The sequence below is a fragment of the Streptomyces natalensis ATCC 27448 genome, assembly GCF_000935125.1.
GTDB lineage: Bacteria > Actinomycetota > Actinomycetes > Streptomycetales > Streptomycetaceae > Streptomyces > Streptomyces natalensis.
Window position 1 is genome coordinate 147,252 of record NZ_JRKI01000045.1, and the last position, 14,698, is coordinate 161,949.

12 protein-coding genes are annotated in these 14,698 nt (G+C 70.2%); 6 read left to right on the top strand and 6 right to left on the bottom strand.

Features of this window, described 5'->3' with window-relative positions; genetic code table 11:
- The first annotated feature begins 25 nt into the window (after window positions 1–25).
- Entirely contained in the window at window positions 26–688 is a 663-nt protein-coding gene (locus SNA_RS29355; protein ID WP_016573641.1) for a response regulator transcription factor, read from the top strand.
- Window positions 689–841: 153 nt separating this feature from the next.
- Window positions 842–1,078, top strand: a complete 237-nt coding sequence (locus SNA_RS29360; protein WP_037789800.1) for a hypothetical protein — start codon at window positions 842–844, stop codon at window positions 1,076–1,078.
- A gap of 98 nt (window positions 1,079–1,176) precedes the next feature.
- Here the strand turns inward: SNA_RS29360 and SNA_RS29365 are convergent, their stop codons facing one another.
- Complete coding sequence (locus tag SNA_RS29365) at window positions 1,177–1,467, bottom strand: hypothetical protein (protein WP_030065976.1); 291 nt, start codon at window positions 1,465–1,467, stop codon at window positions 1,177–1,179.
- Between the two features lie 227 nt (window positions 1,468–1,694).
- Here SNA_RS29365 and SNA_RS29370 point away from each other — a divergent pair, with 227 nt between their 5' ends.
- The 4 genes from SNA_RS29370 to SNA_RS29385 all read left to right on the top strand — a co-directional run bounded on the left by SNA_RS29370 (window position 1,695) and on the right by SNA_RS29385 (window position 7,046).
- Window positions 1,695–2,969: an HRDC domain-containing protein gene (locus SNA_RS29370; RefSeq protein WP_078970286.1), complete on the top strand. Its 1,275-nt coding sequence runs from the start codon at window positions 1,695–1,697 to the stop codon at window positions 2,967–2,969.
- Between the two features lie 226 nt (window positions 2,970–3,195).
- On the top strand, window positions 3,196–4,422 hold the full coding sequence (locus SNA_RS29375; protein WP_044367602.1) for a thiolase family protein: 1,227 nt from the start codon (window positions 3,196–3,198) through the stop codon (window positions 4,420–4,422).
- Window positions 4,419–6,548 carry a 3-hydroxyacyl-CoA dehydrogenase NAD-binding domain-containing protein gene (locus SNA_RS29380; RefSeq protein WP_030065979.1) on the top strand — a complete coding sequence of 710 codons (2,130 nt, stop codon included), beginning with the start codon at window positions 4,419–4,421 and terminating at the stop codon, window positions 6,546–6,548. The genes SNA_RS29375 and SNA_RS29380 overlap by 4 nt, the downstream gene beginning before the upstream one ends.
- A 105-nt stretch (window positions 6,549–6,653) precedes the next feature.
- Window positions 6,654–7,046, top strand: coding sequence for a PIN domain-containing protein (locus SNA_RS29385; RefSeq protein ID WP_044367604.1), 393 nt, complete (start codon window positions 6,654–6,656; stop codon window positions 7,044–7,046).
- Window positions 7,047–7,156: 110 nt separating this feature from the next.
- On the opposite strand, the gene SNA_RS29390 is transcribed toward SNA_RS29385, so the two are convergent.
- From SNA_RS29390 to SNA_RS29410, 5 genes are all read right to left on the bottom strand, one after another.
- Window positions 7,157–8,656, bottom strand: coding sequence for an amino acid permease (locus tag SNA_RS29390; RefSeq protein ID WP_030065981.1), 1,500 nt, complete (start codon window positions 8,654–8,656; stop codon window positions 7,157–7,159).
- 246 nt (window positions 8,657–8,902) lie between these two features.
- Complete coding sequence (gene dxs, locus SNA_RS29395) at window positions 8,903–10,846, bottom strand: 1-deoxy-D-xylulose-5-phosphate synthase (protein ID WP_044367610.1); 1,944 nt, start codon at window positions 10,844–10,846, stop codon at window positions 8,903–8,905.
- 459 nt (window positions 10,847–11,305) lie between these two features.
- Complete coding sequence (locus SNA_RS29400; RefSeq protein ID WP_420823522.1) at window positions 11,306–12,682, bottom strand: sugar ABC transporter permease; 1,377 nt, start codon at window positions 12,680–12,682, stop codon at window positions 11,306–11,308.
- Window positions 12,679–13,479 (bottom strand): ATP-binding cassette domain-containing protein, encoded by an 801-nt coding sequence (locus SNA_RS29405; protein WP_078970287.1) that lies wholly within the window; start codon window positions 13,477–13,479, stop codon window positions 12,679–12,681. Before SNA_RS29405 ends, SNA_RS29400 begins: the two co-directional genes overlap by 4 nt.
- Before the next feature lie 124 nt (window positions 13,480–13,603).
- The gene (locus SNA_RS29410) at window positions 13,604–14,698 is read right to left on the bottom strand and encodes a substrate-binding domain-containing protein (protein WP_030065987.1); all 1,095 of its coding nucleotides are present in this window, start codon (window positions 14,696–14,698) and stop codon (window positions 13,604–13,606) included.

Consider the following 14,698-nt stretch of genomic DNA (forward strand, 5'->3'; position numbering starts at 1 on the left):
CCCCGCCACTCCCCCAGGAGGCCCGGTGTCTGTTCTCCTCGAGCAACCTTCGAGCCTGGTCGCCTACCGCCCGAACAAGCCGACGGCCATGGTCGTCGTGGCCGACCCTCGCGTCCGCTCCACCGTCACCCGCCACCTGTGGGCCCTCGGAGTACGCGACGTGATCGAGGCGTCGTCCATCGCGGAGGCCCGTCCCCGCGTCGGCAACCCGCGCGACATCTGCGTTGCCGACGTCCACCTTCCCGACGGCTCCGGCCTCACGCTTCTGTCCGAGACGCGCGCCGCGGGCTGGCCCAACGGCCTCGCACTCTCGGCCGCCGATGACATCGGCGCGGTACGCAACGCGCTGGCCGGCGGCGTCAAGGGCTATGTCGTCACCGGCACCCGTACCAACCTCGGACTGCCCGGCCGGCCCGGCGCCGCCCCGATCGGCGCCAACGCGGCCCGCATGCAGCGCCGGCCTCCGGGTGCCCCCGGGCACCCCGGTGGCTACCGCGAGCTGTCGGGCCGCGAGGTCGAGGTGCTGCGGCTGGTTGCGGAGGGCCAGTCCAACAAAGCCATCGGCGTCTCGATGGGGCTCTCGGCGCTCACCGTCAAGAGCCACCTCGCCCGCATCGCCCGCAAGCTCGGCACGGGCGACCGGGCCGGAATGGTGGCCGTCGCGCTGCGTACGGGCATCATCCACTGACCGCCGCACCCGGCCGTCGCGCCCGTCGAGGGAACGTTCCCTCGACGGGCGTCGTGCGTGTACACCGCGTCAACAGCGGCCCGCACCCCCCTTGCCAATCGGCTCACCCCGTGCTGCTCTGGTGAATCAAGTGGCTTACACACAGGGGGAGTTGTGGCTACCTTTCGGAACGCATGCGGCGAGTGCGGCTACACCACACCATGGCTCGCGGAGTCCGAGGCGGAACGGCGGCTCGTCGACCACTACGCGCGCCGCCATCCGCACCTGCCGCCGGGCGGCGCCCAGCAGATCAAAGGGGGCGGAGGCGGCGGCGGGTGCGGCGGATGCGGCGCCCTCGCGCTCGGGCTGATCGTCCTGGTCATCATCATCGGCCTGGCCGGCCAGAAGTAGGCCGGCACACGAGGGCCCCGTACATGAAGCGCGTACGGGGCCCGTGCGTCTGTCAGTGCGCTCGCCGGTTCAGCGGCCGGCCCACCTGACGTACCTGCTCACCTGATGTAGACGCTGGCGCCGTACTCGGAGACCGCCTCCTGCCCGGGGGCAGCCACCGCCACGACGCTCCCCGTGCAGTTCGGACTGCTCATGACATAGGCGGGACCGTCGGTTGCGTTGTCGACATGGAGGGACCTCGGGTCGCCGGGGTAGCAGCCGCTGGGGTTGTCGTGCTCGACGCCGTTGAGGATCAGTGTTCCGTTCGCCGCGTGGGCGGATGCGGGGAGAGCCAGTGCAAGCATCCCGGCCGCGGCGAGTGCCCCGAAAGCCGTGGTGATGCGTCGCATTGCGGTACCTCCAGTCAGTCCACGGGTCGCCACCTGCAACCCGGGCATACATTACGTATGTGGGCACATCCCCACAGTCACCTACATGGGGGAATGAAAGACAGACACGCGACGCACACCCGCCCGGCTTCGTCGAGCGCGCTCGACAGGAAGTGTTTTCGCAGGTCAGATGCCTATTTTGGGATCGGTGCCGGTCCGGCGGTCAGGCGAACGGATACCCTTGACTGGTGACCGACGCCCAAAAGACCGCAGCAGACACTTCACTGCGAGCCTCCGGAGACTCGCCTCCGGACACCCGACCGGCGCCGGTCCCGCTCCTGGAGCCCCGCGAGGGCATTCCCCCGGTGACCGCCAGCGACGGTGCGCTCGCCGAGGTCATCGCGGCCTTCGCGGCGGGCCACGGACCGGTCGCCGTCGACGCCGAGCGCGCCTCCGGCTACCGCTACGGCCAGCGCGCCTACCTCGTCCAGCTGCGCCGCGAAGGCGCCGGCAGCGTCCTGGTCGACCCGGTCGGCTGTCCGGACCTGACCGCGCTCGGCGCGGCCATCGGCGAGGCCGAGTGGGTCCTGCACGCCGCCACCCAGGACCTGCCGTGCCTGCGGGACATAGGAATGGTCCCCTCCCGGCTGTTCGACACCGAGCTGGCCGGGCGGCTGGCCGGTTTCGCCCGGGTCGGCCTGGGCGCCATGGTCGAAAACGTCCTCGGCTACGCCCTGGAGAAGGGGCACTCCGCCGTCGACTGGTCCACCCGCCCGCTGCCCGACCCCTGGCTGCGCTATGCCGCGCTCGATGTCGAGCTGCTGGTGGATCTGCGCGATGCGCTGGAGGAGGAGCTGGAGCGGCAGGGGAAGCTGGAGTGGGCCCGGCAGGAGTTCGCGGCCATCGCCGCCGCTCCCCCGCCGCCGCCCCGCAAGGACCCCTGGCGCCGTACGTCCGGGATGCACAAGGTGCGTCGGCGCCGCCAGATGGCCGTCGTACGGGAGCTGTGGACGGCCCGCGACCAGGTCGCCCAGCGGCGCGACGTCTCGCCGGGCAAGGTGCTCGGGGACGCCGCGATCGTGGAGGCGGCGCTGAATCTGCCGCCCAACGCCCATGCGCTGGCCGCGCTGCCGGGCTTCGGGCACCGTATGGGCCGCCGTCAGCTGGAGCAGTGGCAGACCGCGATCGACCGCGCCCGCGCGCTGCCCGAGAGCGAGCTGCCGCAGCCCGGCCAGCCGCTCAACGGCCCCCCGCCGCCCCGCTCCTGGGCCGACAAGGACCCGGCCGCCGCAGCCCGGCTCGCGGCCGCCCGCGCCGCGGTGAGCGCGCTCGCCGAGCAGCTGAACCTCCCGCAGGAGAATCTGATCACCCCCGACACGGTGCGCAGGCTGTGCTGGGAGCCGCCGGCCGAACCCGCCCGCGAGAGCGTCACCGAGGTGCTGACCGGGCACGGCGCCCGGCCTTGGCAGATCGAGCTGGTCACCCCGATCCTCACCGAAGCGCTCCGGACGAACGGCGGCTGACCAGCGACAACCGGCTACAGACAGGCCCCGGCCGCGTGCGAGCACACGCGGCCGGGGCCTTTTGTGCGCCCGGACAGACCGCGCGATACGCGTCCATCGGGTGTGATGTTCGCCGCTGTCGGCGGTGGGGGTGTGCAGCTTGGTTACCCGTAAGTAGCATGTGGGTGTGAAGCGTCCCTGGGGGCGCCCCGCAGCAGTGCCATCCCGCACCTGGAGGAGAGCCAACGTGCCTCGTACCGCTAGGGACGTCGTCTTCGTCGACGGCGTCCGCACCCCGTTCGGCAAGGCGGGCCCGAAGGGCATCTACCACGAGACCCGCGCCGACGATCTCGTCGTGAAGGCCATCCGGGAGCTGCTGCGCCGCAACCCGGACCTGGACCCCGCGAAGATCGACGAGGTCGCCATCGCCGCGACCACCCAGATCGGTGACCAGGGCCTGACCCTGGGCCGTACCGCCGGCATCCTCGCGGGCCTCCCGCAGTCCGTGCCCGGCTACTCCATCGACCGTATGTGTGCCGGTGCGCTGACGGCCGTCACGGCCACGGCCGGCTCCATCGCCTTCGGCGCGTACGACGCCGTCATCGCGGGCGGCGTCGAGCACATGGGCCGCCACCCCATGGGCGAGGGCGTCGACCCCAACCCGCGGTTCGTCTCCGAGAAGCTCGTGGACGAGTCGGCCCTGTTCATGGGCATGACCGCGGAGAACCTCCACGACCGCTACCCGCAGATCACCAAGGAGCGTTCCGACGCCTACGCGGTGCGCTCGCAGGAGAAGGCGGCGAAGGCGTACGCCAACGGCAAGATCCAGCAGGACCTGGTCCCGATCTCGGTGCGCAACACCAACGCCGAGGTGGGCGAGACCGGCTGGGGTCTGGTCACCGCCGACGAGCCGATGCGGCCGGGCACCACGCTGGAGAACCTCGCGGGCCTGAAGACGCCCTTCCGCACGCACGGCCGGGTCACGGCCGGTAACGCCGCCGGTCTCAACGACGGCGCCACCGCCTCGATCATCGCCTCCGAGGACTTCGCCCGGGAGCACAACCTCCCGGTCAAGATGCGCCTCGTGTCGTACGCCTTCGCGGGCGTCGAGCCGGAGGTCATGGGCTACGGCCCGATCCCGGCGACGGAGAAGGCCCTGGCCAAGGCCGGTCTCTCCATCGAGGACATCAACCTCTTCGAGATCAACGAGGCGTTCGCCGTGCAGGTGCTCGCCTTCCTCGACCACTACGGCATCGCGGACGACGACGAGCGCGTCAACCAGTACGGCGGCGCCATCGCCTACGGCCACCCGCTGGCCTCCTCCGGCGTCCGGCTGATGACCCAGCTGGCCCGCCAGTTCGAGGAGCAGCCGGAGGTCCGTTACGGCCTCACCACCATGTGCGTCGGCTTCGGCATGGGCGCCACGGTCATCTGGGAGAACCCGCACCACAAGGACGCCGGAGGCGACAAGTGAGCACCACCACCGAGCTCCTCAAGGGCGCGGCCGAGCTGTTCCCGGACGAGGTCGTGACGTCGGCGCACGTACGGCACCTCGAACTGCCCTACGGCGCGGGCCGGTTCGCGCTGATCACGCTGGACAACGGCTTCGACCACACCAAGCCGACCACCTTCGGCCCCGGCTCGCTGGCGAACCTCAACGCCGCGATCGACCAGGTCGAGAAGGAGGCCGCGGACGGCGAGATCGTCGGCGTGGGCCTGACGGGCAAGCCGTTCATCTTCGCGGTCGGCGCCGACCTCAAGGGCGTCGAGCTGCTGAAGCGGCACGAGGACGCGCTGGCCATCGGCAAGGGCGGCCACGAGGTCTTCAAGCGGCTGTCCGGGCTGGCCGTGCCGACCTTCGCGTACTACAACGGTGCCGCGATGGGCGGCGGCGTCGAGGCCGGTCTGCACTGCTCGTACCGCACCGTCTCCAAGGCGCTGCCCGCCTTCTCGCTGCCCGAGGTCTTCCTCGGTCTGGTCCCGGGCTGGGGCGGCTGTGCGCTGCTGCCGAACCTGATCGGCGCGGAGAAGGCCGTCTCGGTCATCATCGAGAACTCGCTCAACCAGAACAAGCAGCTCAAGGGCAAGCAGGTCTTCGACCTCGGCATCGCGGACGCGCTCTTCGAGGGTGCGGACTTCCTGGAGCAGTCGCTGCTGTGGACCGCGCGGGTCCTCAAGGGCGACGTCACCGTCGAGCGTCCCGAGATCGACCGCGGGGACGCCTGGGACCAGGCCGTCGCCAAGGGCCGGTTCATCGCCGACGGCAAGGTGCACGGCGCCGCCCCGGCCGCCTACCGCGCACTGGACATCATCGCCGCCGCCAAGAGCGGTGACCTCCAGGCCGGTTTCGACGCCGAGGACGAGGCGCTCGCCGACCTGATCATGGGCGGCGAACTGCGCGCCGGTATCTACTCGTTCAACCTGGTCCAGAAGCGCGCCAAGCGGCCCGCGGGTGCGCCGGACAAGAACCTGGCGCGGCCGGTCACCAAGGTCGGCGTCGTCGGCGCCGGTCTGATGGCCTCGCAGCTCGCGCTGCTGTTCCTGCGCCGCCTCGAGGTGCCGGTCGTGCTGACCGACATCGACCAGGCGCGCATCGACAAGGGCGTCGGCTACGTCCACACCGAGATCGACAAGCTGCTCGGCAAGGGCCGCATCAACCAGGACAAGGCCAACCGCCTGAAGGCCCTGGTGACCGGTGTGCTCGACAAGGCCGAGGGCTTCGCCGACGCGGACTTCATCATCGAGGCCGTCTTCGAGGAGATCGGCGTCAAGCAGCAGGTGTTCGCCGAGGTCGAGGCCGTCGCGCCGGCGCATGCGATCCTCGCCACCAACACCTCCTCGCTGTCGGTCACCGAGATGGCGTCCAAGCTCAAGCACCCCGAGCGGGTCGTGGGCTTCCACTTCTTCAACCCGGTCGCGATCCTGCCGCTGCTGGAGATCGTGCGCGCCGAGAAGACGGACGACGCCTCGCTGGCCACCGCCTTCGGTGTCGCCAAGAAGCTGAAGAAGACCGCGGTCCTGACGAAGGACGCCCCGGCGTTCGTCGTCAACCGCATTCTGACCCGCTTCATGGGCGAGATCCAGAACGTCATCGACGAGGGCACCCCGGTCGAGACCGCGGAGAAGGCCATCGAGCCGCTCGGTCTGCCGATGTCGCCGCTGGTGCTGCTGGAGCTGGTCGGCCCGGCGATCGGTCTGCACGTCTCCGAGACGCTCAACCGTGCCTTCCCCGACCGCTTCACGGTCTCCCCCAACCTGAAGGCCGTGGTCGAGGCCGGCAAGCGCGGCTTCTACGTCTACGACTCCGGCAAGCCGGAGCTGGACCCGGAGGTCGCCGCGCTGCTCAAGCAGGGCGACACCGTCCTGACCGAGCAGCAGGTCCGCGACCGCGTCCTGGACGCCGTCGCGCAGGAGATCGGTCTGATGCTGGACGAGGGCGTGGTGGCCGAGGCGCAGGACATCGACCTGTGCCTGATCACCGGCGCCGGCTGGCCCTTCCACCTGGGCGGCATCACGCCGTACCTGGACCGCGAGGGCATCTCCGAGCGGGTCACGGGCAAGAAGTTCCTGGCCCCCGGGATCGCGAGCGTTCCCGCGTAACGACGCGCAGCGCCTGAGATGCGCGGGCCGGCCCGGTGGGGGCGGCCCGCGCATCGGTGCGTTGTGCGCCGATGCGCCGCGTGCGGGGCGTGGGAGGGTGGCGGCATGGATTCCTTGGTCATTGTCGATGCCGCGAATGTGGTCGGCTCGGTGCCGGACGGCTGGTGGCGGGACCGGCGCGGGGCAGCGGAGCGGTTGCGCGATGCGCTGCCGCCGTATGCCGCACAGGGGCTGCCGGGGCTGGTGGCGCCGCCGCTGGAGCTGGTGCTGGTCGTCGAGGGCGCGGCGCGCGGGGTGGCGTCCGTCGAGGGCGTACGGGTGGAGCCGGCGGCCGGCAGCGGGGACGACCGGATCGTGGAGCTGGTGGCGCAGGAGGGCGACGGCCGGGTCTGCCTGGTGGTCACCGCGGACCGGGAACTGCGCCGGCGGGTGGAGGCACTGGGGGCGCGGGTGACCGGGCCGCGCGCCGTCCGGCCGGGCGGCGGCGGCAGGACATGACCAGGGCGCTTCTGACGGATCTCCATGGAGATCCGTCAGAAGCGCCCTGAGGCCCGTACAGCCGACCGCACGGGCCCATGCGCCGCGAAGGCGCCGTCATCCGCGCGACGTCATGGCTGAGTGCCTGGCGTCCCCTCGCCGTCCCGCTGCCGTACGCGAAGGCCCAACCGGCTGTGCCCGCGCCCGTACACGAAGTAGACGCCGAAGCCGATCACCATCCAGATCGCGAACCGCACCCAGGTCTCGGCGGGCAGATTGAGCATCAGCCACACCGAGGCGAGCACAGACAGGATGGGGACGAGCGGGACCAGTGGGGTGCGGAAGGTGCGGGGCAGGTCGGGCCGCGAGCGGCGCAGGATGATCACGCCGAGGGCCACGACCACGAACGCGAACAGCGTGCCGATGTTGACCAGTTCGGCGAGCACATCGATCGAGGTGAAGCCGGAGGCGACGGCGACGACGACGCCGAGCATGATCGTCGCCCGGTACGGCGTGCCGAAGCGGGGGTGCGAGCGGGAGAAGACCCGCGGCATCAGACCGTCCCGGCTCATCGCGAAGAACACCCGGCTCTGGCCCAGCAGCAGGATCATGCACACCGAGGTCAGGCCGACGGCCGCACCGAAGCTGATGATGTCCGCGTAGAAGGGATGGCCCAGGTCCTTGAAGGCGTCGGCGAGCGGGGCGTCCGTGGAGAGCTTGCTGTACTTCTCCATGCCGGTGACGACGACGGAGACGGCGACGTAGAGCAGTGTGCAGATGGCGAGGGAGCCGAGGATGCCGCGCGGGACGTCGCGCTGCGGATGGCGGGTCTCCTCGGCCGCGGTGGCCACGATGTCGAATCCGATGAAGGCGAAGAAGACCACGGCGGCGGCGGCGAAGATGCCCATGGTGCCGAAGTTGGACGGGGCGAAGCCGAACATCAGCTCGGCCAGCGGCGCGGACAGTCCGCCGCCGCCCGCGGTCGGCCGGCTCGGCGGTACGAACGGGTGGTAGTTGGCGCCGCTGATGAAGAAGGCGCCGGCGATGATGACCAGCAGGACGACGGTGACCTTGATGCCGACGATCACCGCCGTCACCCGCGACGACAGCTTCATCCCGAGCACCAGGACGCCGGTCAGGACCAGGACGAGGATGCAGGCCAGGAGGTCGAAGCCGAAATGCCCCTCATGCGTGCCGGACAGTCCCTGGGGCAGATGCCAGCCCGCCGTGTCCATCAGCGAGCGGATATAGCCGGACCAGCCGACGGCCACCACCGCACAGCCCAGAGCGAGTTCGAGGATCAGGTCCCAGCCGATGATCCAGGCGGGGAGCTCGCCCAAGGACGCGTAGGAGAAGGTGTAGGCGGAGCCGGCGACCGGCACGGTGGAGGCGAATTCCGCGTAGCACAGCGCCGCCAGCGCGCAGACCACGCCCGCGACGACGAAGGAGAGCGCCACGGCGGGGCCCGCCTGCTCCTTGGCGATCTTTCCGGTAAGAACGAAAATGCCGGTTCCGATGACGACACCGACACCGAAGACGGTCAGGTCGAGCGCGGAAAGGGACTTTTTGAGCGAGTGCTCCGGCTCCTCGGTGTCCTGGATCGACTGCTCCACAGTCTTCGTCCGGAACATGCCGCGATCGCGGCGCGAAACTTTCCCTGTGCCGTGCTGTGTGCTCATGGGCGCACCTCCGCCTGGACGACCCTCGCAACTCTCCTGAACTGACCGAGTCTCCGCAATGGAGAGAAACAGTCAGTGTCGGCGGGCCTTCGGGCGAGGGTGATTCACCCGATGAGGTGTGGGCGCGGATATGCAGACGGGCCGGTCGGAACACCCGTACGGGTGACCGGCCGGCCCATCGCGGTGCCGTGCGTCCGCTCAGTCGCGAGCCACTTCGGCGGCCCGGCCGTCGGCGGCCTCCACCGGCTCCGCGGCCTCGCCGCCGCGATTGTCGAGGCGGGCGACAAGGCCCGTCACCTGGCGGGCGATGTCCGGCGCGGTGAGTCCGATCTCGGCCATGACCTCCTTGCGGGAGGCGTGGTCGAGGAACTTCTCGGGGATACCGAAGTCGCGCAGCGGCAGGTCCACCCCGGCGTCCCGCAGCGCCTGCGCGATCGCCGAACCGACGCCGCCGGAGCGGATGTTGTCCTCGACGGTGACCACGACGCGGTGCCGGGCGGCGAGCTCCGGCAGCGCCGCATCGACCGGCTTGACCCAGCGCGGGTCGACGACGGTGGTGGAGATGCCCTGCTTGTCGAGGAGATCGGCGATCTCCAGGCACATCGGTGCAAGCGCACCCACCGAGACCACCAGCACATCGGGCTTGCCGGCCGTGCTCTCGCGCAGCACGTCCATGCCGCCCACCGTGCCGACGGCGGGCACGGCCGGTCCGACGACGCCCTTGGAGTAGCGCAGCACGGTCGGCGCGTCCTTGACCTCGACGGCCTCGCGCAGCTGGGCGCGCAGCTGCTCGGCGTCGCGCGGCGCGGCGAGCCGGAGCGTGGGCACGACCTGGAGCATCGACATGTCCCACATGCCGTTGTGCGAGGCGCCGTCGTCGCCGGTGACACCGGCGCGGTCCAGGACGAAGGTCACCCCGCACTTGTGCAGCGCGACATCCATCAGGACCTGGTCGAAGGCGCGGTTGAGGAAGGTGGCGTAGACGGCGAAGACCGGGTGGACGCCGCCGGTGGCCAGGCCCGCGGCCGAGGTGGCGGCGTGCTGCTCGGCGATGCCGACGTCGTAGATCCGGTCCGGGAACGCCTCGGCGAACTTCTTCAGGCCGACGGGCTGGAGCATGGCCGCGGTGATCGCGACGATGTCGTCCCGCTCCCGGCCGAGCTTGACCATCTCGTCGCCGAAGACGGAGGTCCAGCTGGCGGCCGCGGTCTTGACCGGCAGGCCGGTGTCCGGGTGGATCGGGCCGATGCCGTGGAAACGGTCGGCCTCGTCCTGCTCGGCGGGCTTGTAGCCGCGGCCCTTCTCGGTGAGGCAGTGCACGATGACCGGGCCGCCGAAGCGCTTGGCGCGGGCCAGCGCGGACTCCAGGGCCTCGATGTCATGGCCGTCGATCGGGCCGACGTACTTCAGGCCCAGGTCCTCGAACATGCCCTGCGGCGCGATGAAGTCCTTCAGGCCCTTCTTGGCGCCGTGCAGCGTCTCGTACAGCGGCTTGCCGACGACGGGCGTGCGCTCCAGGAGGTCCTTGCCGCGGGCCAGGAAGCGCTCGTAGCCGTCCGTGGTGCGCAGGGTGGCCAGGTGGTTGGCGAGGCCGCCGATGGTGGGGGCGTAGGAGCGCTCGTTGTCGTTGACGACGATGACGAGCGGGCGGTCCTTGGCGGCGGCGATGTTGTTGAGCGCCTCCCAGGCCATACCGCCGGTCAGCGCGCCGTCACCGATCACGGCGACGACATGGTCGTCCGTCCCGCGCACCTCGTTGGCCTTGGCGAGTCCGTCGGCCCAGCCCAGGACCGTGGAGGCGTGGCTGTTCTCGATGATGTCGTGCGGCGACTCGGCGCGGGAGGGATAGCCGGACAGGCCGCCCTTGGCCCGGAGCCCGGTGAAGTCCTGGCGGCCGGTGAGCAGCTTGTGGACGTAGGACTGGTGGCCCGTGTCGAAGAGGACCTTGTCCTTCGGGGAGTGGAAGACACGGTGCAGGGCGATGGTCAGCTCGACCACACCCAGATTCGGCCCGAGGTGACCGCCGGTCTTGGACACCGCGTCGACGAGGAAGGTGCGGATCTCCCCCGCCAGCTGCTCAAGCTGCTCCGGCTCCAGCCGGTCCAGATCGCGCGGTCCCCTGATACGGGAAAGCAACGCCACCCCTGCCTCCTTGCTGCTTGTGCTGCCGTGGATCGAGCTTGCCGATCAGATGAGTCTAATGTTCCGCCTGCCGTGCCAGCGGCCGGGCCTTGCGATGTATGTCACCGGGCGGCGACACCCGAACGGCCCCGCCCGCGGACAGGGACCGGCCCCCACTGGCGCATGCCTGGTGGGGGCCGGTCCGTCGGGATTATGCGGCTTGGGCCGGGTACGGCCGGTACGGTCGGCGCGCCGGGTCAGCTGTTACAGAACCGGCACGCGCGTGCGCCGTGCCCGCGGCCATGTGCGCCTGGCGCGCTGCGGCAGCCGGAACTCAGCCCGCACTCAGGTGCGCCGGGCGCGCTGCCGCAGTCAGAACTCAGCCTGCACTCACGTGCGCCCGGCGCGCTGCCGCAGCTGGAACTCAGCCCGCACTCACGTGCGCCCGGCGCGCTGCCACAGTCAGAACTCAGCCCGCACTCACGTGCGCCCCGCGGTCTTCTGCGTCCGCCGCGACACCGAGTCGATCACCACGGCGGCGAGCAGCACCGCACCCGTGATCATGTACTGGATCTCGCTGGCCATACCGAGCAGGTTCAGACCCTGCTGGATGGACTGGATGACCAGCATGCCCAGCAGCGCGGACCAGATCTTGCCGCGGCCGCCGAAGAGGCTGGTGCCGCCGATGACGGCCGCCGCGATGACGTTCATCAGCGTGTTGCCGGAGCCCAGGTTCTTGGTGGCGCCCCCGGAGAGGCTGGCGATGAACAGTCCGCCGAAGGCGGCGAGCATCCCGGAGAGGGCGAAGACGCTGATCCGGATCTTGTTGACGTTGATACCGGCGCGGCGGGCCGCCTCGGCGTTGCCGCCGACCGCGAAGATCTGCCGTCCGTAGGTCGTCCGGCGCACCACGAAGTCCGCGATCACCAGGACGGCCAGGAACAGCACCAGGGCCAGCGGGAGGCCGCGGGCGCCGGCCGGCTCGTTGAGGACGTAGGCGACGGCGAAGGCCAGCAGCGCGACCACACCGGTGCGCAGCAGGATCTCGCTGAGCGGGCGCGCGGGCAGCGCGGCGGACCGGCGGCGCTTGGCGTCCAGCAGCAGCGAGGCGGCGTAGGCGAGGACCGCGACCACCGCCAGACCGTAGCCGGCGGCCTTGTCCTCGAAGTAGTAGCCGGTGAGGTTCTCCACCAGGCTGCCGCTGGGCGTGTTGATGGAGCCTTCCTGGCCCATCATCCAGATCTGGAGGCCGCTCCAGCCGAGGAAGCCGGCCAGCGTCACCACGAACGCGGGCACGCCGATCTTGGCGAAAAAGAATCCATGCAGCGCGCCGATCGCGGCGCCGGCGGCGACGGCGATCAGCACCGACAGATAGTCGTTGAGGCCGTGGGTGACGCTGAGCACCGCCCAGACCGCCGCGCCGACGCCCGCCACCGAGCCGACCGAGAGGTCGATCTCACCGAGCAGCAGGACGAAGACGATGCCGACGGCCATGATGCCGAGGCCGGACGTGTAGACGCCGATGTTGGCGATGCTGTCGGCCGACAGGAAGCTGCTGTTCTTGAGCTGAAAGACGATCGCGATCACGATCAGGCCGATGACGACCGGCAGCGAGCCCAGCTCACCGCCGCGCACCCGGCGCTTGAAGTCGGTCAGATAGCCGGCGAAGCCCTGCTCGCGGACGAGGAGGCGGGGGTCGACGGCGGCGGGGGCGGCGGCGGTGTCCGCGTCCGTCCCGTCGGCCGGGGCCGGGGTCTCGTCCGGCGTCGGGTCCACGGTCTCGGCGGCCGCGGGCTCTGCGGCCACGGGCTCTGCGGCCGCGGTGTCGGCCACGGTCTCCTTCTTGAGGTCGCTCACGCCCCAACCTCCTTCTTCACCATGTCCGTACGGGCCTTGCGGCGAGTGACGGCGTTGTCCGAGGCGCCGGTGATCGCGGCGATGATCTCTTCGTGGGAGGTGCCCTCGACATCGAAGACACCGTTGTTACGGCCCAGCCGCAGCACCGCGACCCGGTCCGCGACGGCCTGCACATCGGCCATGTTGTGGCTGATGAGGATGACGCCCAGACCCCGCTCGCGCAGCCGCTCGACCAGGTCGAGGACCTGCGCGGTCTGCTCGACGCCGAGGGCCGCGGTGGGCTCGTCCAGGATGACGATCTTCGGGTCGCCGATCAGCGCGCGGGCGATGGCGACGACCTGCCGCTGGCCTCCGGAGAGCGCGGCGACGGGGATACGGACGCTGGGGATGCGGATGGACAGGGTGTCCAGCAGCTCCTTGGCCCGCTTTTCCATGGCGATCTCGTCCAGGACGCCGGCGGTTCGGGTCTCGTTGCCGAGGAAGAGGTTGGCGACGACGTCGAGGTTGTCGCACAGCGCGAGGTCCTGGTAGACGGTGGCGACGCCGAGCTCCTGGGCGTCGTGCGGCTTGCTGATGCGTACCGCCCGGCCCTCCCACTCGATGCTGCCGTCGTCGACCGGGTGGACGCCCGAGATGGTCTTGACCAGCGTGGACTTGCCGGCGCCGTTGTCGCCGACGAGGGCGACCACCTCACCGGGGTGGATCTCCAGGGTGACGTCCGTGAGTGCCTGGACGGCGCCGAACCGCTTGGAGATTCCGCGCAACGCCAGCACAGGCGTAGCGGACACGTGAATCATCTCCTTGGCCGCCGTCACAACGGCGGGGATGGTGCGAAGAGCGGGGCTCTGCGAAGAGGGGTGGGGGGCGGGCCGGGCCCGCGCCTGGGACAGGGCGGCGCGGGCCGGGCCCGAGGGGTGCGGGCTACTTGATGCCGGCCGCTTCGCAGGCCTTCTTGACGTCGCCGGCGCAGATCTGGCTCGCCGTGTAGACCTTGTCCTTGATGATCGTGTCCTTGATGTTGGCCTTGGTCACGATCTGCGCGTCGTACAGCTTGGCGGGGATGCCCTTGACCTCGCCGCTGAGGCTGTCGACCTTCCGGTCGGTCAGGGAGCCGATCTTCTCGCCCTTGAGCAGCTTGACCGCGATCTCGGCCGTGGAGTCGGCCTGCGGCTTGATCTGCTTGTAGATGGTGAACGCCTGGTCGCCCTTGAGGATCCGCTGGAGACCCGCGAGCTCGGCGTCCTGGCCGCCGACCGGGACGTTGACGCCCTGCTTCTTGAGGGCGGTGATGATGCCGCCGGCCATGCCGTCGTTGCCGGAGTAGACGCCCTGGAAGTTGTCCTTGCCCAGTGAGTCGATGGCCGCGCTCATCTTCTTGTTGGCCTCGTCCGGCGACCAGTCCGGGATGTCCTGCTCGTAGGAGATCTTCTTGACCGCCTTGTCGAGGACGCTGTGGGCGCCCTTCTTGAAGAACGGCATGTTCGGGTCGGTCGGCGAGCCGTTGATCATGACGACATTGCTGTCCTTGGCCTTGTCGCCGAGCGCCTTGACCAGGGCCTGGCCCTGGAGGCGGCCGATCTTCTCGTTGTCGTAGGACACGTAGGCGGAGAGGTTGCCCTCGGCCAGCCGGTCGTACGCGATGACCTTGACGCCCTGCTTGGCGGCCTGGTTGACCCACGACTTGGTGGCCTTGTAGTCGACCGCGTCCAGGATGATCACCTTGACGCCCTGGGTGATCAGCGCGTCGAACTGCTTCTTCTGGTTCTGGGTGTCCTGGTCGGCGTTGTTGTACTTGACCTGGCAGTCGCTGCACAGCGCCCTGATCTTCGCCTGGATCAGCGGGCGGTCGAAGGTCTCGTAGCGCGTGGTCTTGTTCTCCGGCAGCAGCAGACCGATGGTCTTGCCGTCACCGCCGCCACCCTTGGCGCCGTCACCGGCCTTGCCGCAGGCGGCCACCGAGAGGGCCATCGAGACGGCGGCGGTTCCTATGACGACGCGACGCGTCCAAACGTTCAT